The sequence below is a fragment of the Amycolatopsis orientalis DSM 40040 = KCTC 9412 genome (assembly GCF_000478275.1).
GTDB classification, from domain to species: Bacteria; Actinomycetota; Actinomycetes; order Mycobacteriales; family Pseudonocardiaceae; genus Amycolatopsis; species Amycolatopsis orientalis.
The window spans coordinates 196710-216635 of the sequence record NZ_ASJB01000062.1; the positions used below are offsets into that span (position 1 = coordinate 196710).

At 67.6% G+C, this 19926-nt stretch carries 21 protein-coding genes, 1 tRNA gene and 1 pseudogene; 14 read left to right on the forward strand and 9 right to left on the reverse strand.

Annotation, left to right across the window (positions count from 1 at the left end):
• Positions 1–60: 60 nt before the first annotated feature.
• Positions 61–501 (reverse strand): MarR family winged helix-turn-helix transcriptional regulator, encoded by a 441-nt coding sequence (locus L324_RS21315; protein ID WP_152546942.1) that lies wholly within the window; start codon positions 499–501, stop codon positions 61–63.
• Positions 502–574: 73 nt separating this feature from the next.
• Here L324_RS21315 and L324_RS21320 point away from each other — a divergent pair, with 73 nt between their 5' ends.
• Together L324_RS21320 and L324_RS21325 are read left to right on the forward strand one after the other, a co-directional pair.
• Positions 575–1075, forward strand: coding sequence for a hypothetical protein (locus tag L324_RS21320; protein WP_037311203.1), 501 nt, complete (start codon positions 575–577; stop codon positions 1073–1075).
• A 48-nt stretch (positions 1076–1123) separates the two neighbouring features.
• Positions 1124–1954, forward strand: a complete 831-nt coding sequence (locus tag L324_RS21325; protein WP_438938461.1) for an SAM-dependent methyltransferase — start codon at positions 1124–1126, stop codon at positions 1952–1954.
• Between the two features lie 50 nt (positions 1955–2004).
• Here L324_RS21325 and L324_RS21330 read toward each other — a convergent pair whose 3' ends face one another.
• Positions 2005–2604 carry a TetR/AcrR family transcriptional regulator gene (locus L324_RS21330; RefSeq protein ID WP_037311354.1) on the reverse strand — a complete coding sequence of 200 codons (600 nt, stop codon included), beginning with the start codon at positions 2602–2604 and terminating at the stop codon, positions 2005–2007.
• Positions 2605–2871: 267 nt separating this feature from the next.
• Between L324_RS21330 and L324_RS21335 the strand changes: the two genes are divergently transcribed.
• The 3 genes from L324_RS21335 (at position 2872) to L324_RS21345 (ending at position 5326) form a co-directional block, all read left to right on the forward strand.
• Positions 2872–3339, forward strand: coding sequence for an SDR family NAD(P)-dependent oxidoreductase (locus tag L324_RS21335; protein WP_235783601.1), 468 nt, complete (start codon positions 2872–2874; stop codon positions 3337–3339).
• A 22-nt stretch (positions 3340–3361) separates the two neighbouring features.
• Positions 3362–4111, forward strand: coding sequence for an SDR family oxidoreductase (locus L324_RS21340; RefSeq protein WP_037311206.1), 750 nt, complete (start codon positions 3362–3364; stop codon positions 4109–4111).
• A 183-nt stretch (positions 4112–4294) separates the two neighbouring features.
• Positions 4295–5326 (forward strand): hypothetical protein, encoded by a 1032-nt coding sequence (locus tag L324_RS21345; RefSeq protein WP_152546943.1) that lies wholly within the window; start codon positions 4295–4297, stop codon positions 5324–5326.
• Positions 5327–5444: 118 nt separating this feature from the next.
• On the opposite strand, the gene L324_RS21350 is transcribed toward L324_RS21345, so the two are convergent.
• The gene (locus tag L324_RS21350) at positions 5445–6323 is read right to left on the reverse strand and encodes an alpha/beta fold hydrolase (RefSeq protein ID WP_037311212.1); all 879 of its coding nucleotides are present in this window, start codon (positions 6321–6323) and stop codon (positions 5445–5447) included.
• Positions 6324–6435: 112 nt separating this feature from the next.
• On the opposite strand from L324_RS21350, the gene L324_RS21355 reads away from it, so the two are divergent.
• Entirely contained in the window at positions 6436–6957 is a 522-nt protein-coding gene (locus L324_RS21355) for a CGNR zinc finger domain-containing protein (RefSeq protein ID WP_037311216.1), read from the forward strand.
• Positions 6958–7020: 63 nt separating this feature from the next.
• Here the strand turns inward: L324_RS21355 and L324_RS44315 are convergent.
• The 3 genes and pseudogenes from L324_RS44315 to L324_RS21365 form a co-directional block, all read right to left on the reverse strand.
• Positions 7021–7138, reverse strand: a pseudogene (locus L324_RS44315) (glycohydrolase toxin TNT-related protein); the annotation flags it as partial.
• 548 nt (positions 7139–7686) lie between these two features.
• Positions 7687–7902: a hypothetical protein gene (locus tag L324_RS21360; protein ID WP_037311219.1), complete on the reverse strand. Its 216-nt coding sequence runs from the start codon at positions 7900–7902 to the stop codon at positions 7687–7689.
• 53 nt (positions 7903–7955) lie between these two features.
• Positions 7956–8252, reverse strand: coding sequence for a hypothetical protein (locus L324_RS21365; RefSeq protein WP_152546944.1), 297 nt, complete (start codon positions 8250–8252; stop codon positions 7956–7958).
• A 294-nt stretch (positions 8253–8546) separates the two neighbouring features.
• Here L324_RS21365 and L324_RS21370 point away from each other — a divergent pair, with 294 nt between their 5' ends.
• Genes L324_RS21370 through L324_RS21390 form a run of 5 tightly spaced genes read left to right on the forward strand, consistent with a single transcriptional unit; the run spans position 8547 to position 12938 of the window.
• On the forward strand, positions 8547–10790 hold the full coding sequence (locus L324_RS21370) for a HAMP domain-containing sensor histidine kinase (RefSeq protein ID WP_235783602.1): 2244 nt from the start codon (positions 8547–8549) through the stop codon (positions 10788–10790).
• Positions 10787–11221, forward strand: a complete 435-nt coding sequence (locus L324_RS21375) for a roadblock/LC7 domain-containing protein (protein WP_037311223.1) — start codon at positions 10787–10789, stop codon at positions 11219–11221. The genes L324_RS21370 and L324_RS21375 overlap by 4 nt, the downstream gene beginning before the upstream one ends.
• Positions 11218–11595, forward strand: a complete 378-nt coding sequence (locus L324_RS21380; RefSeq protein WP_037311225.1) for a DUF742 domain-containing protein — start codon at positions 11218–11220, stop codon at positions 11593–11595. The genes L324_RS21375 and L324_RS21380 overlap by 4 nt, the downstream gene beginning before the upstream one ends.
• Entirely contained in the window at positions 11576–12163 is a 588-nt protein-coding gene (locus L324_RS21385) for a GTP-binding protein (RefSeq protein ID WP_037311228.1), read from the forward strand. The genes L324_RS21380 and L324_RS21385 overlap by 20 nt, the downstream gene beginning before the upstream one ends.
• 19 nt (positions 12164–12182) lie before the next feature.
• A complete protein-coding gene (locus L324_RS21390) occupies positions 12183–12938 on the forward strand; it encodes an MHYT domain-containing protein (protein WP_037311231.1) in 756 nt (251 codons plus the stop codon).
• 86 nt (positions 12939–13024) lie between these two features.
• Here the strand turns inward: L324_RS21390 and L324_RS21395 are convergent, their stop codons facing one another.
• Positions 13025–14539 carry a non-reducing end alpha-L-arabinofuranosidase family hydrolase gene (locus L324_RS21395; protein WP_051174027.1) on the reverse strand — a complete coding sequence of 505 codons (1515 nt, stop codon included), beginning with the start codon at positions 14537–14539 and terminating at the stop codon, positions 13025–13027.
• A 710-nt stretch (positions 14540–15249) separates the two neighbouring features.
• On the opposite strand from L324_RS21395, the gene L324_RS21400 reads away from it, so the two are divergent.
• On the forward strand, positions 15250–15726 hold the full coding sequence (locus L324_RS21400) for a DUF3592 domain-containing protein (protein ID WP_037311234.1): 477 nt from the start codon (positions 15250–15252) through the stop codon (positions 15724–15726).
• A 288-nt stretch (positions 15727–16014) separates the two neighbouring features.
• On the opposite strand, the gene L324_RS21405 is transcribed toward L324_RS21400, so the two are convergent.
• Positions 16015–16087, reverse strand: a tRNA-Ala gene (locus L324_RS21405).
• A 353-nt stretch (positions 16088–16440) separates the two neighbouring features.
• Here L324_RS21405 and L324_RS21410 point away from each other — a divergent pair.
• On the forward strand, positions 16441–18510 hold the full coding sequence (locus L324_RS21410; RefSeq protein WP_499698312.1) for a pectate lyase-like domain-containing protein: 2070 nt from the start codon (positions 16441–16443) through the stop codon (positions 18508–18510).
• 100 nt (positions 18511–18610) lie between these two features.
• Positions 18611–19165 (forward strand): HdeD family acid-resistance protein, encoded by a 555-nt coding sequence (locus L324_RS21415; protein WP_037311239.1) that lies wholly within the window; start codon positions 18611–18613, stop codon positions 19163–19165.
• A gap of 4 nt (positions 19166–19169) precedes the next feature.
• Here L324_RS21415 and L324_RS21420 read toward each other — a convergent pair whose 3' ends face one another.
• Complete coding sequence (locus L324_RS21420) at positions 19170–19895, reverse strand: GNAT family N-acetyltransferase (protein WP_037311242.1); 726 nt, start codon at positions 19893–19895, stop codon at positions 19170–19172.
• Positions 19896–19926 lie beyond the last annotated feature (31 nt).

The window sequence follows — 19926 nt, forward strand, 5'->3', positions numbered from 1 at the left end:
CCTTCCGGTCCACCGGCGCGGATGTCAACAGGGGCAGAAAAACGCCCAACCCCGGCCCGTTCACTTCTTCGTGTCGAGCCCCGGTGGCGTGTTCAGCGCGTCCAGGAGGAGGCGCGTGCTGCGTGCGTAGTCGGCGTAGGACACGCCACTGCGTCGCACCAGGTCGCGGAATCGGCGCTCCAGCAAGGCGCGGCACTGCTCGACCATCTGCTTGCCTTCGACGGTGAGGCTCAACCGGCGCCGGTTCCCGCCCGCCGGATCCGGTCGCGCGTCGAGCAGGCCCATGCGTGCGAGCACGCCGGTCATCCGGCTCGCCGACGGCTCCGAGACACCCAGTTCCTCGGACACCGCTCGCTGAGTGGCCTCGCCCAGTTTGCCCACGATCAGCAACATCCGGAACCTGCGATACGAGAATCCGTACTCGGCCTGCAATATCCGGTCGGCCGACCGGTCCAGCCGGGCCGTCAACGCATGCAGATCGAAGCTCAAATCCTGCGGCACGAACTACTTTAACATGCTAACTTAGTGAGACAAGTCTCGGCTGTCGGTATGTCGGTCGCGAGAGGTGAAGCGCATGGTCCACGTCGCCCTGCTGGTCATCCATATCGCCACCGGCACTATCGGCTTGCTGCTCGGCCCGCCGGCCATGCGCCAGGACTTTCGGCGCTTCCGCTCCGCCGAGCGTTCCACCGGCGTCATCAGTGCCTGGTATCGCGCGATGGTCCTCCTCATCTGCCTCTCCGCGACAGGGCTGGTGATCGAACGCCGCACCGACCTGTGGTGGCTGGTGCCGGTCTCCGCGCTGACCTACGGCCTGGCCGTACTCGCCAAGGTGTCGGCGAAACGTCGGTACCGGGCCTGGATCCATGGCTACGTGCACGGTCAGGGCGGGTCGTACGTCGCACTCGTCACCGCGCTGATCGTGGTCGCGCTCGTGGTCGACGGACCGGTCAGCGGCCCCGTCGAGCTGATCCCCTGGCTCGCGCCGACCATGGTCGGTACCGTCCTCATCGAGGTATGGCGTCGTCGGCTGAGCGCGGCATTGCCTGCAGGCGCGGAGGTCGCCGCAGCGTGATCACCGTCGCCCGGCGAACGTTGCCCGCGAGATGATCTGGGGATGGCGATGAGCATGGACGAGGCGGCCCGGTTGAGCGCGGCGGTGGACAAGGTGTCGGTCGGGCGGGTGTACGACTACCTGCTCGGCGGGACGCACAACTACGCCGTCGACCAGGCTTTCGCCGAGAAGCAGCTCGCGGTGCTGCCGGAGATCCGGGACTTCGCCCGCGCGAACCGGGCGTTCCTCGGCCGTGCCGTCCGCTTCATGGTCGGGCAGGGGATCCGGCAGTTCGTGGACATCGGTTCCGGGCTGCCGACGCAGGGCAACGTGCACGAGGTCGCCGACGAGGTGGCGCCGGGTGAATGCCGGGTGGTCTACATCGACAACGAGCCGATCGCCAGGGCGCACGCGCAGATCCTGCTCGAGGAGACCGCGGACCCGGAGCGGCACGCCGCGCTGGACGCCGACTTCTTCGACCGGCGCCCGCTGTGGGACCGCGTGCTGGACACCGGCTTGATCGACCGGACCCAGCCCATCGGGTTGCTGCTGGTCGCGCTGCTGCATTTCATGCCCGATGAGCAGGACCCGCACGCCGCACTGGGCTTCCACCGCGCGATGCTGCCGCCCGGCAGCTTCCTGGCCCTGTCGCATATCCATGTCGCGCCCGACGACGTCGAGACGCAGAACGCGGGCAAGCGGGTGGCGCAGGAGTACGGGCGCCGGACCAACCACACCGCGATCATGCGGACACGTGAGCAGATCACCGAGTTCTTCGGAGATCTGGAGCTCGTCGAGCCCGGTCTGGTGTGGCTGCCCCAATGGCACCCCGACACCGCGGGCGCCGACAAGGACGCCGCACGTTCGCGCGGCCTGGCCGGCGTCGCACGCACTCGCTGACCACTTCGGCTTCGGTCCGCTCAGGCGGATTACGCACTGGAGGCCGGGGTCTACGCCCGCAAGCCCGCGATCACGGCGTCGACCGCGGCCAGTGCCGCCTTCCTGTCGACACCTGCCCTCGATACGAGCGAGAGGCCTTGGACCACGTAGAGCAGTAGCTGGGCCTGGGCCTCGGGGCTGGTGTCGTCGGTGACTTCCCCGGCGGCTTGTGCGCGGCGCAGCGCGTCGGTGACGAGGTCGGTGAACCGGCGATATGAGCGCGCGACGATCTCCGTGGCCTCGCTGTCGTGCGGGACGAGTTCGGCGGTCGTGTTGCCGACGAGGCAGCCGTTCGGCATCCCGAAGTCGGAGATCAGTTCGTCCAGGCGCGCCGGGTGGGTCAGGATCTCGCGAAGCGCCGGAAGAAGTGGGTCAGTGTCGAGCGCGGCGGTCAGGCGCCGCTCGTACACCTCCCAGTAGTGCCTGACGGCTTCGAGGTAGAAGCTGCGTTTGTCCCCGAACGTTCCGTAGAGGCTGCCGCGCTCGACCGCCAGTGCCTCGACCAGGTCTTGGATCGACGTGGCCCCGTATCCCCGGGACCAGAACAGTTCGAGAGCGCGCTCCAGGGTCTTGCCCTTGTCGAAGCCGCGGGGACGTCCGGTTCGTGCCACGGCCACGACTCTACGACTTCTTGACAGTCCGTTCAAGAAGTCATAGCTTCGTTCGCATGACTTCTTGAACGGTTGCACAGAAGTCGGTGGACACTGCGGACGCGAAGGGCGAAGCAATGGAATTGGCAGGCAGGACGGCACTCGTCACCGGATCCGGCGCGGTCGGCGGGCTCGGGCATGCGACAGCCAGGGTCCTGGCCGCGCAGGGAGCCGACGTGATCGTCACCGGCACCGATCCGGGACCTATTGATCAACAACGCGAGCGTCATGACGTTCAGTCCGACCACCGAACAGGACATCGCGAGCTACGACGCCGCCTTCGCGGTCAATGTGCGTGCGGCGTTCCTGCTCACCGCGCTCGTCGCGCCGAAGATGGCCGCCAAGGGCGGCGGCGGTATCGTCAACGTCAGTTCCACCGCGGCCGTCCTCGGCATGCAGGGCATGGCTGTCTGCGGCGCCACCAAGGCGGCGGTCGAATCGCTGACCCGCACGTGGGCGGCGGAGTTCGCCCCGGCGAACGTGCGGGTCAACGCCGTCGTCCCTGGCCCGATGCGCACCCCGAAGGTGGTCGCGGCGATGGGCCCGGACATGGGTGGCATGGGCCTGACCACCGCGCTCAAACGCACGTCCGACCCGGCCGAAGTCGCGCACGTGATCGCTTTTCTCGCCGGCGACCGAGCCAGTTACGTGACCGGGGCGACCGTGGCCGCCGACGGTGGCCGGACCGCGATCTGAGTCGGACAAGGAGATGAATTCAATGAGCCGTCTTGACGGAAAGCACGCACTCATCACCGGAGGAACGAGCGGCATCGGCTTCGAAACCGCCCGTGAATTCCTCGCCGAGGGGGCATCGGTCGCGATCACCGGCCGCTCGCGGGAAAGGCTGGACGAGGCCGCCCGGCAACTGGAAGGGCCGCTGCTGACCATCGTCAGCGACGCGGGCGACGTACCCGGCCAAGCGGCGCTCGCGGCGAGGCTGCGCGCTGAATGGCCCAAGCTCGACATCCTGATGAACAACGCCGCCGACATCACCCATCTCCCGATCGAGGAATGGACCGAGGAAGCGTTCGACAGGCTCGTCGCCACCAATCTCAAATCGCCGTTCTTCCTGATCAAAGAGCTACTGCCGCTCTTCTCGCGGAAATCCTCGGTCATTCTCGTCGGTTCGGTCTCCGCCTTCATCGGACACGAGAACGCGACGGTCTACGGTGCGGCGAAGGCGGGGCTGCTTTCCTATGCCCGTGGACTGACCTACGAGTTGAAGCACCGGGGTATCCGCGTCAACGGACTGAGCCCGGGGCCGACCGTCACCAACGCGTTCGCGCCGCTTGGCCCCGAGCGCCAGGCTGCCGTCTACGAGGAACTCCGCCGGACCGTGCCCCTCCACCGCCTCGGAACGGCCACCGAACTGGCCAAGGCGGCCGTCTATCTCGCCTCGGACGAATCCGCCTACACGGCCGGCACCGTGTTGCGCGTCGACGGCGGCATCGGAGAACTCGCTTACTAGTGATCACGGGTTCTTGACCTACACGGATGCATTTCACGGCACGTACAGGGACTCTCCCTATCATTTTTCGTTCGTATGCGGGCGGTAACCCCTAATTACGCGAAAGCACCCCTATCTTTGCCCACTCCAATGGTGGTGAATGCGATCCTTGGTCGCGTTCACCGATACTTTCTGGAGGGAAACGTGCACAGATACCGGTTACTAGGTGGCGCATTGCTGCTCGCGGCGGCCTTGCTCGTCCCGACCTCGACAGCATCCGCCGCGGCGGCCTGCACCTGGCGTCCGACGGCACTTCCCGTGCCGGGCAAGGGCGGGCTGCCGACAGCGACCGACCACCAGGGCGGCTTCGCCGGCATCGCCGGCACCGCCGACGGCCAGCGGGCGCTCACGTGGAAGAACGGCGCGTACTCCGTCTTCCCCGAGATCGGCTTCAGGCGCAGCTACGAGGTGACCGACGAGAACCGCGCGGGCACGATCGTCGGCACCGCACAGTTCCACCTCTGGGGGGGATACTCCCAGAGCACGGCGTTCCGCTCTCGGGACGGCGTGCTGGAGGAGCTGCCCAAGCTGGGGAACAACACCAAGGCCGCCGCACTCGGCATCAACGACGCGGGCGACATCACCGGCTACGTCTGGGACGACGGCCTCGGCCTGAAGACGGTGGTGCGTTGGCCTGCCGCACAACCGGGCACCGTCACCACACTCCCCGGTCTGCCTCCTGACCCCACCTGGCCCCAGGCGGTCGACGAGGACGGCTCGGTGCTGCTGCTGCGCGACTCCGGTCTCGCGGTCTGGCGGGACGGCACGATCACCCAGCTCGGCACGTTGCCGGGCCTGCGCCATCCCGGCGGCGACGCGTTCTCCAACGGGCGCGTGGTCGGCTACGCCGTGTACAACGACAAGAAGGTCGGCGTCTACTGGGACCAGCAGGGCGCCGCGCACGTGCTGCCCAACTCGAGCTACAACCTGTCCAATGGCAACCCGCGTTTCGACATCAATCGGGACGGCCTGATCACCGGCCGGATCGACGAGGCGCACGGCGGTAATGACCTCAGCGGCACCGGCTACGGCGTGTGGCGGCAGGGCGCGTGGGTGTCGAACTTCGGCGACATCAAGCTCGACCTCCCGTCCCGGATCGGCGACGACGGCACGGTGGCAGGGGCGCGCATGGACGCCGAGCGGATCTTCCACCCGTACGTCTGGCGCTGTTCCTGATCACCGGCCGGGCGTCCTGACCGGGCTTGGTCGGACGGCTGGTCCGGCAGCACACCGACGCGGTGTGGGGCGGTGATCAGCACGTCCGCACGGGCCGGGGTCACTTGTCCGGGTGTGGTCAGTGCAAGGTGCGGTCGAGGAAGTCTCGGATGAGTGCGGTGATTTCCGGGCCGTGTGTCTCCAGTGCGAAGTGTCCGGCGTCGAGAAGGTGCAGCTCGGCGTCGGGCAAATCGCGAAGGAACGCGCGGGCTCCGTCGGCGCCGAAGATCTCGTCGTGCTCGCCCCAGGTGATGAGCGTCGGCGGCCGGTGCTCGCGGAAGTACCGCTGGAAGGCCGGGTAAGCGTCGAGATTGAACTGGTAGTCCCAGAACAGCTGCAGTTGCGCCTCCTTGTTGCCGGGGCGGTCGAGCAGGGCCTGGTCGAGGGTCCAGGTGTCCGGGGTGAGCCGGTCCAGCCGGTCGGCGGGGACGCCGTGGGTGTACTGCCAGCGGGTCGCGTCGAGCTCCAGGAGCTTGCGCACTTCCGCCTCGTGGGATTCGCGATCCTTGGCGTGCGCGAACAGAACGTCCCAGAACGGTGTGAAGCCGTCGACGTAGGCGTTGCCGGACTGCACCAGCAGTGCGCTGACCCGGTCCGGGTGCCGGCTCGCGATACGGAGCCCGATGGGTGCCCCGTAGTCCTGGATGTACAGGGCGAAGCGGTCCAGGCCCAGCGTGTCGATCAGGCCCATGGTGATCGCGGTCAGGTTCTCGAACGAATAGTCGAACTCGTCGACGGCCGGGGTGTCCGAGTGCCCGAAGCCGACGTGGTCGGGGGCGATGACGTGGTAACGGTCGGCCAGTGCCGGGATCAACGTGCGGAACATATGCGACGACGTGGGGAAACCGTGTAGCAGCACCACGGTGGGCGCGGCCGGATCACCGGCTTCCCGGTAGAACACGCCGCGGCCGTCGATGGTCGCCGTGCGGTGCGACACGGGCTGGGTGGATTCGGACATGGGTGGTTGCTCCTCGCGACTGGTTCTAACCGGCTAAATACTTGAGAACGGTTAGAGATAAGCAGGAGAGGACCTAACCTGTCAAGCGTTCGACGGCGGGTAGGATGACGCTATGCCGCAACGCCCCCTGGTCGGCGAGCCGATCGCTCTGGACCTGCTGAACACCACGTGGCCCGATCGTGGTGAGCAGCGGGACGTCTTCGACGAGCCTGGTGGGGTCGGCACCTGGCTGGCCGAACGAGGCCTGCCGGATACGCCGGGGGCGGAGGAACCGTTGCGGCACACGCGTTCCGTCCTGCGCGAGGTGCTCGAAAGCCCCGGTGCTTCCGCCGAACGCGAGCTGAACGAGGTGCTGGCGCGCGGGCGTTTGCGGCCGGAGCTGCGGCAAGGCGGCCCCGAAGAAGTGATCGAGGTCGAGGAAGTGGCTTGGCGACCCGCGTGGCTCGCGGCGTACGGCTACTTGAGCCTGCTTCGCACGCGCCCGGAACGGATCAAGCGATGCTCGGCGTATCCGGTGTGCACGCTGTACTTCGACGACACGACCCGGAACGGCACCAGGCGATGGTGCTCCATGGAAACCTGCGGCAACCGGGCGAAAGCCGCTCGTCACTATCGCCGCGAACGTTCGACTTAGCGCCCGTGGAATAGGGACGGGGCGGGCGCGGCGATTGCCGGTCATGCCCTTCGGCGTCGCGGCCTCGAACGGCGTCCCGTTCGCGTAGTGTCAGGTTGCCGTTCGGGCCACCGAAGCGGTCCAGTTCCCTCCCCGCTGGCAACGTGCGCAGCTCCTTGCCGCGGAACAACGTCAAGGGCGGCATCCAGCGCGCGACAGCGGAGTGGCACCGCAACCCGACCTCGACGTCGTGTCGTGGTGTGCAGGGCGGGGAACCGGGTCTGGGCATCGCCACCCACACCTCGCCGTCCGGCAACACTGGAAGTTTCACGGCACAGCCGGGAGCGGCCGTGCGTGTTCCGTCCATAAGAGGCACATCCCTGTGACAAGGCGGTGCGCGATTCGCGCTATGGCACGTCCAGCGGGACGACATTGGAACCGCGCTGATGCTCTGGGAGGGGACAGTCCGGACCTCGTCCGCGATACCTGGTCTGACCGCCGCCCGTCGTCTCTCTCGTCGCGGTGCAACGGTGACCGCCGACTTCGGGACACGCGCACTAGCGATGCCTCGGCAGTTTGCCCTGTCTGTCGAGGCCGGAGCACAATGGCGTGCCGATGTTCTGCGTTGTTCAGGTTATTGAGAGGTAAGGCGAACATGGCTGGGTGGTGCGCCCCGGGTCGGGTGGGGTTTTCGTGGCCTGGGGTGTCCTGAAGGCCCCTTTCGGACGTGGAGCGTCTCGAAGGTTCCCTTCAGAACGGGATCCGGGCCCGTGTTTCGGAGCCGAGGTCGACGTCGCTCAGATACTCGATCTTGGTGACGCGGCCTGATTTCCTCGCGAACGAACTCCAGGTTTCGGCGTTGACCCACGACCAGGTGGTGGCGCCGACGTTGGCGCCGTTCGCGGGGTTTCCCCGGTAGCACCGGGTCCATGGCGTGCGATCGACCTGGGTGAGGGCGGGAACCATCCGCCGTCTGCGGCCGCGCCGCAAGGCGAACCTGGTCGATCGTTTCCCAGAGGTCATGGAGGTGGCCGGGCGGTCAGCCGGCCGGCGCCGTTGACGACGGTGCGGGAGACGCCGATGGCGGTGCGGGTGAAGGCGTGGCTGGTGGTGACGGCGCCGGTGATTTCGGTGATGGTATCGGGCTGGGTCTGGTCGAGGGTGTCGTAGGAGGCGGTGAACAGGGTGTGTCGGCGCCGGAGGTGATCGAGGCGAGCTGGTTGGTGGGGCTGTAGCGGGCCTGTCCGCCGGGTGTGGTGCCACGGCGGCGAGTCACCCCGGGGAGATTGCGCCGACAAGATCGGGACGGTCGTCAAGACCGCGAACACCTTCGATGCGTGCCAGGTGTGATCAAATCCGGCCGATCAAGAAATGGTCGCCGGAAATTCCCGGACATGGCGATCGCGGAATTGGACAGCTCACCCTCCGCGAAGGTAAAAGCCCAGCTGTGCGACGTTTACCCTGCGTAGCTGATGCGTACGGGGGAAATGAGTTCGGCTCCTTGACAACACCCCCGGCGGCGGAGTTACGTCTCTGGCTTGAATTCAGGGAAAAAACGAACTCTGGAAATCGTTCATCGGGCCACGCGTAGGAATCGAGCCACGCCACAGATGAAAGAAGACGAACCCCTTCGACGCCGTCCTGCCGGCACGTACTGGAATCCCAGCACGTGGCGGCTGCGCACCAAGATCTCCGTGGTGCTGTTGCTGCCCGTGCTCGTCGCGCTGCTGCTGGCGGGGATACGGGTGCAATCCGAGCTCGCCAGAGCGGGCGGGCTCAGTGCCGTACGGGATCAAATGCCTGTACTGCAAGGGATTGCCGAGCTCAGCGCGCTCGTCGACGAAGAGATGATCCACGACGGCGCATCCGCGCAGACCGGCGCGGTGGATGCGAAAGCGGCGTCGGTGCGGCATGACGCCGAGTTCGCGCGGCTGGCACCGCAGACCGCGGGGGCGCTGGAGACCGAGCTGGGAAAGCTGGCCGAGTTGCGTCAGGAGTCCGGGGCACCCGCCGTCAAAACCGGTCGCTACCACGACTTCGTCTTCGCGCTCAGCGAAGTGATCCCCGGGGTGGTCCGGCAGGCGGGCAGCCCGGAACTCGACGCCTCGGCCGGTATCGCCAGGGCGCTCATGCAGTTGCGGACCAGTCTCGCGGTGCAGGAAGCGCTGTCCAGGCAGCCGCCGGACGCGTCGATCGCGGTCGCCGCCGAGGAAACCGTGCTGACCGCCCAGATTCGCCGGTCGTTGCCGCCGGGGGCGGAGGCCGCGCGGTTCGCCGCGGCGACCATTCCCGCCGCCGGGGGATCGGCGGCGAAACGCGCCGCGCTCGGGAATCTGCTGACGGAGCACGTCAAAACGTTGTCCGACTCGGTCGGCTTCCAGACCGACCTGGCCCGTTCCGACGCCCTTCGCGACGCCGCGCTCATCATCGCTTCACTGCTCAGCGCGCTCGCCATCGCGCTCGCCGTGGCGCGGTCGCTGGTCGCGCCGATCCGGCGGTTGCACGCGGCCGCGATCGACGTCGCGCGCCACCGGCTGCCCGACATGATCGAGCGGATCCGGGGCGGGGAAACGATCGATTGGCAGGCGGTCGAGACGCTCCCGGTCGACTCCGAGGAGGAGATCGGCCAGCTCGCCCGCGCCTTCGACGACATGCACCGGCAGGCCGTCCGGCTGGCCGTCGGCGAGCAGGCGGAGATGCGCATCCAGGTCAGCGAGATGTTCATGACGCTGTCCCGCCGCAGCCAGTCGCTGGTGGAACTTCAGCTTTCGGTCATCGAGGACCTCGAAGCCGACGAGCAGGATCCGCAGCGGCTCGCCGAACTCTTCCAGATCGACCACATCGCCACCCGGTTGCGGCGCAACGGCGAGAACCTCCAGGTCCTCGCCGGTGGCCGCCCGGTGCGACGGGAGACCGGGCCGGTCGCGACGGTCGAGCTGCTGCGGGCCGCGACCTCGGAGGTCAAGGACTACCAGCGGATCTCCCTGGGGAACGCGCCGCGCGGCTCGGTGCAGTCCGAGGCCGCCGCCGACGTCGTGCACATCCTCGCCGAACTGCTGGAGAACGCCATTCGCTCCTCGCCGCCGGAGGAGCAGGTCGTGCTCACCGCCGACCGCGGGTACGACGGCGGGGTGCTGATCGAGGTCGTCGACGTCGGGCTCGGCATGAGCGGCGGGGACATCGAAGCGGCGAACGCCCGGCTCGCCGCCGGTGCCGCCGTGAGCCCGGAAACCACGCGCCGCATGGGACTGTTCGTGGTGAGCAGGCTCGCCGCGTCGCATGGGATCACCGTCCGGCTGCGGCCGACGACCACCCGGAACGCGAGTGCGGGGATCACGGCGAGCGTGCACGTTCCCGGCGTGCTGGTGCTGGTCGACCTTCCGCCGCGGCCCGTCTTCCCGGCACGGCCCGCGATCAACGGCAGCGCGCGCCACGAACTCGAACCCCGATGGCCCGCCGAGGAACCAGCGCCCTTCGACCCGGAGCTCACCCAGATGCCGACCCCGATCTTCGACCAGACGCTCTCGCACTGGTTCGCCGACGAACCCGGCGCGGCCCCGGCGGACCGGACCGAGCAGTGGGTCACCCCCGTCGACCAGGTCCGGCTGGCCGCGGAAGTCGCGGTCGGTGGCCTTGCCGACATCGAGTTCACCGAGTCCGGGCTGCCGACCCGGCAACCCGGCGCGCAGCTCGCCCCTGGCGCGGCCGCTCCGCGCCGTCCGCAGCCGCAGGACACGTCGTTTCGCGATCCCGCGGCGGTGCGGAACAACCTTTCCCGGCACTACAGCGGCATGCGCGCGGCCCGCCATCGCGTGACGAACGAGCAGGCCGCACCGAAGGTGGAGAAGCGATGAACACCCGGCAAGAAGGAGCGGACGTGATCGACCAGTCCCGGAGCTGGCTGGTGTCGGCGTTCACCCAGGACGTTCCCGGCGTCGCGCACGCGGCGCTCGTCTCGGCGGACGGGCTGCTCGTGGCGGCGAACGAAACGCTGCCACGGGACCGGGCCGACCAGCTCTCGGCGATCGCGTCCGGGCTGTCCAGCCTCGCGCTGGGCACGGCCGAGCTGTTCACCGCCGGCCGGGTCGTGCAGTCCGTCATCGAGATGGAGCAGGGCTTCCTGATGCTGATGAACGTCGGCGACGGCTCGAATCTGGTGGTGCTGGCCAACCCTGGCTGCGACATCGGGCTGGTGGGGTACGAGATGACCTTGCTGGTCGACCGGGTGGGGAAGATGGTCGATACCCCGGTGCGGCGTGCGGCCTCGCCGGGAGCCACCAGGTGAGTGAGGCCCGGCGACGTGAGGGCGGCAGGCACGCGGCTTCGCTGGCCCGCCCCTACGCGTGGACCGCCGGCCGGACCCGGCCCGCGGTCGACCTCCCGGTGGAAGCACTCGTGGAGACGACAGCCGAGGGGCGCACGGCGCCCTACAGCCCCACCAACCCGCTGGCGGTGGTCACGCAGCTGTGCCTGCACCAGCGTTCGGTGGCGGAGATCGCGGCCCACCTGAGCGTGCCGCTGGGGGTGGCCAGGGTCCTGATCGGCGACCTGCTCAGCACCAGGCAGGTGTCGGTGCGGGACACGCTCACCGAAGACACCTCCTGGGACGAACGCAACGACCTGCTCGAAAGGGTCCTCAGTGGACTACGCGCACTCTGAACGACGGATCACCTCGGCCAAGATCGTGGTGGCAGGCGGATTCGGCGCCGGCAAGACCACCTTCGTCGGCGCGGTCTCGGAAATACTCCCGCTCCGCACCGAAGCCATGATGACGACCGCGAGCGTCGGGGTCGACCGGATCGAGGCGGTGCCGGGGAAGATCGCCACCACCGTCGCGATGGACTTCGGTCGTCTCACCCTCGCCGACGATCTGGTGCTCTATGTGTTCGGCACCCCGGGCCAGCACCGGTTCTGGTTCATGTGGGACGACCTGGTCTGCGGCGCGGTCGCCGCGATCGTCCTGGTCGACACGCGCCGCCTCATGGACTGCTTCGCGCCGATCGACTTCTTCGAGTCGCGCGGCCTGCCGTTCCTGGTGGCCATCAACCAGTTCCAGGGCACCCGCCAGCACGCGCCCGAACAAGTCCGTGAGGCGCTCAAGATCCCGCCGACGGTACAGGTGATCTCCTGCGACGCGCGTTCGCCGGAGTCGACGAAACAGACCCTGATCGCCGCGGCCGAGCACGCGTTGGCCGAGTTGCACGCACCGCATCAACGGAAAGCCTGACAGGAGCCCGGAAATGCCTATGGACCACGACGATTTCGCGATGGGGAACTGGCTCGTCGTGCTCGCGTACCTCACTTCGGTGGTGGGGTGTGCGCTCGGGCTCGCCTGCACGCTGCAGGCTCGGTCGACCATCAACCCGCGGAGCAGGCTGGGCTGGCTCGTGCTGGCCGCGGTGTCCATCGGCGGGGTCGGCATCTGGGTCATGCACTTCATCGCGATGCTGGGCTTTTCGACGCCAGGTCTGCCGGTGCGCTACGACATCCTCCGGACGACGCTGTCCGCGATCGTTTCGGTGGCCGCGGTCTTCCTCGGCCTGCTGGTGTTCGGGGTCCGCACCCGGTTCGCGTGGCGGCGGCTGCTGCTCGGCGGGCTGCTCACCGGGCTCGCCGTGAACGGCATGCACTACACCGGGATGTGGGCTGTGCAGGTCAAGGGGACCATTGGCTACGACGTCCCGATGGTGGCGCTCTCGGTGGTCATCGCGGTCGTCGCCGCGACCGCCGCGCTGTGGTTCACCGTCGGGCTGGACAAGCTCCTGCCCCGGCTGGCGGCGGGACTGGTGATGGGCGCGGCGGTCACCGGCATGCACTACACCGGGATGGCGGCGGTGCGCCTGGACCTGGATCCGGCCGCGGCGGATCCGCCGGGGGTGGAGGTATTCTCCTTCCTGTTCCCGGTTTTCGTCCTCGCCACCCTGGCGCTGGCGGTGCCGATCTGCGCGGTCCTGATGGCTTCGGCGAGCACCGAGTCACCGCGCCCGGCCACCCAGTCCTAGTGTCCCGAACTTGAAGGACCGGCGCCCTCACCCGATGAGCGATGAGGGCGCCGGCCCGACGGTCGAGACGGTCCTGTGTCAGGCGATCAGCGCTGGAGCGTCAGCACGGCCGGCCGCCAGGGCAGGGAGTTGTACGGGCCACTGGAGCCCGGGGGAAGTCCCTGGTAGAGCAACTGGAGGTTGCAGGGGTCGACGGTCTTGGTCTGATCCGGGTTGCTCCGGACCAGATCGCCGTGGCTGATGTCGTTGGACCACGTGGCGCCGCTGTTGGCCTTGCCGGCGAACGGGTTGCTCTCGGTGGCGGCCTGCGGGGCCCACGAACCGTTGAGGCTGCTGGAGGTGAACGAGCGGAAGTAGCGTCCGTTGGCCCCCATCGCCTCGACGATCATGAGGTATTGGTTCTGGTCCTTGACCTTGTACACCTCGACGGCCTCGAACAGGTTTTCCTTGGTGTCGCTCATGATCGTCGTGTACGACGTGCCGAAGCTGCCGGGGAAGTTCCCGATCGGCATGCTGGCGCGGTAGATGTTGCCGTTGTCACCGGCGAAGAACAGGTACATGTTCGTGCCGTCGCCGATGATGGTCTGGTCGAGGGCGCCGCCGCCGGGGATATTGCCCGAGAAGAGCTCCTGCGGTGCCGACCATCCGTTGGCGTTGGTGGGATCGTTGGTGGTCCGATAGCTGAACGTGGTCGGACCCCACTGGTAGGCGAGCACCCAGATGTTCTTCGGTGCGAAGTAGAACAACGTGGGTGCGACGGTGCCGATGTTCATCGTGTTCTGCGGGGCGGAGGCCATGTCCGACCAGTTGGTGAACGTCCCGAAGTTCATCGAGCCGTAGTGCTGCCCCGACGCGTCGACCGTCGAACCGTAGACGAGGTGCTTACCGTTGTAGACGACGTTGGTGAAGTCCTTGAGCGATATCCAGTCCGACTTGGGGTTCGCCAGCGCGCCCGTCGACGACCAGCGATAGCTCGACGGGAGCCGGCACGATCCGCCCGGCGTGTCGCCCACGCGGACGAGTTTCCACTGCTGGTTGGCCCCGTTCCAGTCGCCGTACTGCACGACCGCCGCTCCGTCCGCGGTGGACAGGCCGGTCACCTCCACGGCCTTGCCGCTGTTGTTGTTGAGCAACCTGACGTAGCCGCTGTCGGAGTCCGCGAGCCGGAACTGCTGGTTGGTGCTGTTGTTGTCCGTCCACTGCTGGATCTTGCCGCCGTCCGCGGTCGACCAGTTGCCGACCTCGAGGACCTTGCCGGAATTCTTGGATTTCAGCCGGTAGTAGCCGTTTCCGGAATCCACGAACTGCCACTGCTGGTTGGCCCCGTCGTGGCGGGACCACTGATGGACCACCGCCCCGTCGGCGGTGGAAGCGCTCGCGACGTCGATCGCCTTGCCGCTGTTGCGATTGACCAGCACGTACCACGCGTTCGTGTCGACGGTCGCCGCCGACGCCGTACCGGTGTCGAGCGCGACCGCCGTGGCGGTCGCGAGAATGGTCACGAGCAAGGTGCTCAGCGCGGACGCCCAACGACCGCGCCGGACGCCGGCCGCACGGTGACGCGCTATCCGGCGCCGCCCGCTCGGGGGAACTTGGCCCATCGAATCCACAGTGATTCTCCTTCAGAGTCAAGGCCACATCGGGCCCCATATGCGCGACAAGGAGACCCGATCCCCGCACTCACGATTCGGTCCGATGAGAGCACGGGTCGGATCTGTTCCCTTGGCCGTACTGGACGACTTATTCCGTACGCGGCCGAAAGGTCCTCGATCTCCGCGGCATTGCCGTTGTTGCGTTCTACGGCTTTGCCACTGTGGCTAGGCGACGCGCCGCCCACGCGGTTGACGGTCCTGCTCGGATTCGCCGTTGAATCTCATGACAGCTCCTTGTCGAGACAAAGGTTCAGCAGAGACAGCACCATTGTGTTAGCGCTAACATTCGAGCCACGAAACGCGTTCACGCCACAGGACTTCGAGGGAAACGGTGAACATCGCCGCTTCGTGAGGCTGCCAGATTCCTTCCGAACCTTCAAGAGGCAACTGTGCGAAGGTGTCCGCGTCGAACGGAAGAAAAGATGCGCTGTCTCGCCGGAACGGACCGCCAAGTCGACCAGCGGAAGAACGCCCGAACAGGCGGCGTTGATCAGGATGTCCGTACCGGTGAGCTGCCGGGTGTAGTGCGCGGTGACGGGGAGTGCCGCGGTAGCGGCAGCATCGCGTTGGTCACGCGGATGACGCCGAGACCTCTGATGAAACAGGATCGCTGGGAGCCGCTGAGGCAACCGCGACAGCGTTCTGGGCGTGCTGAAGGCATGAAGTCGTCGAGGTCCTGGCTGCCCGGGATGGCCGTGTTGTGGCTTCCCCTGATGTTGCTGGTCTGCGGGCTCGCGGTGCTGTGGCTCGGTGTTTCCCTCGCCGCGGATGTCAACCGGTCGGCAGGGCTCGTCCCCGGGCGGGTCGTGGCGACCGGGGTTCGGATGACCTCGACCGCGGACGTCCAATACACCGGACCCGACGGCGTGACGAGGACGGAAACCTTTGAGCACCACCAGCCGCGCAGGATCCACCAGGGGAGCAGGGTACAGGTCCGGGTGTGGCCGGACGAGCGACGCGCGGAATTGGACGAAGGTGACAAGCACACCGGCGTGATCGTCATGGGCAGTGTGCTGACCGTGCTCAGCTCGGGCGCCCTCGTCTTGCTGTTGTTGTGGCATCACGGCGTGCGGATGGAGAAATCCCGGGCGCGGTTCCATCTGTGGTGGTGCTGGTTGGTTTCCTTCTGGCGGTGACGTCCCGCGGCCGCGACGACAAGCGGTACCTGGTCTTGTGGTTCGGCGGCGCGACCCGGGCCGGCCTACGGTTCGAGCCGCGCCGGTTCGCCCACTCCGGCAAGCGGAACAAACGTCAAGCGTCGACGTGGTACCGCGTATGTCCGGTACCGGGAATGGCGTGCTCCTGATTTGCTCCAGCTACTGCACGGTAACGGAAGTTCGCTATGCCAATTCTCAAAGTAAGACCGAACGAAAAAAACCGCCCTACCTCGGCAAATCTGCCAGGTGGGCGGTGTTTCGTCACTGTGGAGCTAAGGGGACTCGAACCCCTGACCCCCTCACTGCCAGTGAGGTGCGCTACCAGCTGCGCCATAGCCCCGGAGCGAAGTTGTACTCCGCATCTCGTGTGTCCATACATTACACCGCCCCCGAGGGCCGTTCACGCGGGGGTCACCTTGCGTGGGCGCGGTCGACCGAAACCCGGCTGACCTGCATCTTTGAGCCTTATTTTTAGTTGTGTATTGACTCTGCCTGTGACCGCCGTTACGTTTTCGACCATCGTGACGCCGAGGTCCCCGCCCGCTACGCCGCGTCTCCACTGGGCTCCGCCTCAGCTCGCCCTGCCCCAATGACGCGGAGGAGGTCCGGATGCGGGCCAGAGCAGCTCTGTTAACCCTGTTTTCCCTGGTCGGAGCGCTGATAGTGGTGGCTCCGGCGGCGCAGGCGGCCATCGTGCCCGACAGTTGGTACACAGTGACCGCCGTCAACGGGAAGTGCGTGGACGCGCGGGCCGCCGGGACGGCGAACGGGACGGTCGTCCAGCAGTACGCGTGCAACCAGACCTTCTCCCAGCAGTGGCAGTTCCAGTCCACGTCGGGCGGCTACTACCGGGTCAACACGCGTAACGACCCGGCGCGGGTGTGGGACGTCGCCGACGTGTCGACGGCCGACGGGGGACTGATCCACCTGTGGGCCTACGGCGGCGGGAACAACCAGCAGTGGCAGCCTGTCGAGGAATCCGGTGGGGCGTATCACTTCGTCAGCCGCAACAGCGGGAAGTGCCTGGACGTCCCGGGAGCCTCGACCGCGGACAGTGTCCAGCTCCAGCAGTACACGTGCAATGGCTCCGGCGCGCAGTCGTTCCGGCTCACCCCGGTTTCCGGCACCGCGAACCCCGACCTCGGGCCGAACGTGCTCGTCTTCGACCCCGGGATGGCGCAGTCGGCGATCCAATCCCAGGTCAACAGCGTGTTCTCGCAGCAGGAGACCAACCAGTTCGGGTCGAACCGCAAGGCGTTGCTCTTCAAACCGGGGTCGTACAACGTCGACGTCAACGTCGGGTTCTACACGCAGGTGCTCGGGCTCGGGCTTTCGCCGGACAACGTGACGATCAACGGCGCGGTGCACGCGGAGGCCGACTGGTTCCAGGGTAACGCGACGCAGAACTTCTGGCGTGGCGCGGAAAACCTCTCCGTCACCCCCAACGGCGGCACGGATCGCTGGGCCGTTTCGCAGGCCGCGCCCTACCGGCGGATGCATGTCCGCGGCAATCTGCAGCTCGACGACGGAGGCTGGTCGAGTGGCGGCTGGATGTCCGACGTCAAGGTCGACGGTCAGGTCCGTTCCGGTTCGCAGCAGCAGTGGATCTCGCGCAACTCGCAGTTCGGTAGCTGGAGTGGCTCCAACTGGAACATGGTGTTCGCGGGCGTCAACGGCGCGCCGTCGACGAGTTTCCCGAATCCGCCTTACACCACGGTGAACACGACGCCGGTCGTGCGGGAGAAACCGTTCCTCTACGTCGACAACGCGGGCGCGTACCAGGTTTTCGTGCCTTCCACGCGCACCAACGCGTCGGGCATCACGTGGGGCGCCGGCCAGCCGGGGACGTCGCTGCCGATCAGCCGGTTCTTCATCGCGAAACCCGGAACGACGGCGTCGCAGCTCAACGCGGCCCTCGCCGAGGGTAAGGACCTCCTGATCACGCCGGGCGTCTACCACCTCAGCGAGACGCTCCGTGTGACCAGGCCGGACACCGTCGTGCTCGGCCTCGGGCTGGCGACGCTGGTCCCGGACAACGGCATCACCGCGATGAGGGTGGCCGACGTCGACGGCGTGAAGGTGGCCGGCGTGCTGATCGACGCGGGCACCACGAATTCGAACACGCTGATGGAGGTCGGCCCGGCCGACTCCGCGCAGGATCACGCGGCGAACCCGACTTCGCTGCACGACGTGTTCTTCCGCGTCGGCGGGGCGGGCGTCGGCAAGGCCACGAACAGCCTGGTGGTCAACAGTGACGACGTCATCGGCGACCACCTGTGGATCTGGCGCGCCGACCACGGCAGCGGGGTCGGGTGGACCACCAACACCGCCGACACCGGCCTGATCGTCAACGGCGACGACGTCACGATGTACGGCCTGTTCGTCGAGCATTACCAGAAGTACCAGACGATCTGGACCGGCAACCGCGGCCGGACGTACTTCTACCAGAACGAAATGCCTTACGACCCACCGAATCAGGCCGCCTGGATGAACGGGTCGACCCGGGGTTACGCGGCCTACAAGGTGGCGGACTCCGTCACGGCCCACGAGGCGTACGGACTCGGCAGTTACTGCTTCTTCAACGTGAACCCGAGTGTGGTCGCGGATCGCGCGATCGAGGTACCGAACACCCCGAACGTGCGGTTCCGCAGCATGGTCACCGTCTCCCTGGGCGGGAACGGGACCATCAGCCGGGTCATCAACAACACCGGCGGACCGTCGAATTCGGGCACGAACGTGGCCAACCTGGTCGCGTATCCCTGAGGAACCCCGGTGCGCGCCGTGATGGCGGTCGCGGCGCGCACCGGCCCCCGAACGGGTGGTGTGCCGCGCGCACGCCTTCCGTCGCTTCGATACTCGGAGCATGCCTCTCGTCGGTTTCACCGCCATCGAACCCCGCCTGGCCTGGCCGCTCGCCGCCCTCCGCGGGGTCTTCGCCGTCCTGTTCGGGGTGCTCGCGCTGATCTGGCCGGGAACGACCGTCCTGGTGCTGGCGATCCTCTACGGCGTCTACGCGATCTTCGACGGCATCGGCGGCGTGATGCAGGCCTTCCGGCCGGGCGACGCCGCCCACCGTGCCGCCTACGGGGTGCTGGGCCTGCTCGGCATCGCCACCGGGGTGCTGGTCCTGCTCTGGCCGGGGATCACGGTGCTGGTGCTGGCGCTGCTCGTCGGGTTCTGGGCGATCTTCACCGGCATCGTCGAGATCGTCGCCGCGATCCGGCTGCGCAAGCAGATCGAGGGCGAGGCCTTCCTCATCGCGGCGGGCGCGCTCTCGCTGATCGCGGGCATCGTGATCGTGTTCAACCCGGTGGCGGGCGCGTTCGGGATCGCGCTGCTGGTCGGGATCTACGCCCTGATCTACGGCGTGATCCTGCTGGTACTGGCCTTCCGGCTGCGGAAGCTCGCCCAGGTCTGAGCGTTCACCGCCAGGCCTGCCGCTGATGCACGCGGGCCCCAGCGCGGCGCAGGTTCGATAGGCTCGGCGATCCCTCCACCGCGGTCGCGACGGCGAAACGGTGACCCTCCCGGGCGGCCGCAGTCAGCCCGTGCAGGAGCAGCCGTGCCTGCGCGCCTTTGCCGCGGTGTTCCCGTGGCGTGGCCGAACCGCCGAGGAGGACGCCGGGGCCGTGCGAACTCAGGGCCGCGGCGGAGATCGGCTCGCCCTTCTCGACGAGCACCGAGCGGCGGATCCCCGGATCGGAGTGCTCCGCGGCGATGAACCTCGTCACGGCGCCCTCGCTCTCATAGCCGTCGAGCAGGATGGGGAGGAAGACGTCGATGTCGGGTGACTCGAAGACATCCGGGTCCTCCGTGACGGGAATGCCTTCGAGCGGGAGGACCGCGATCGGGCGGACACCGGCGGGCACGAGACCGGCCTCTGCCGGGGTCACCCCCGGTGGGAGGACGAGCGTCGGCCGGTCACCGTCCCAACAGGACGCGCTCGCGAGCCGCACGGCCTGGGGCAGATTGGCCTCGGTGACACCGGAGATCGTGCGGAGAAAGCGCAGTTCCGGTGCCGTCGCCAGCACCGCGAACAGCCCGTCTTCGCGCCAGGCCTCGAACGTGCCGGGCAGACCCGCCGCGGTTGCCGCCGCACACGCGAGGACGGCGCGGTCGTGGAGGACGCGCTCCGCGTCGGTGAGCATGATCCGACGCTACCCGGGATCGCTTAGGCTG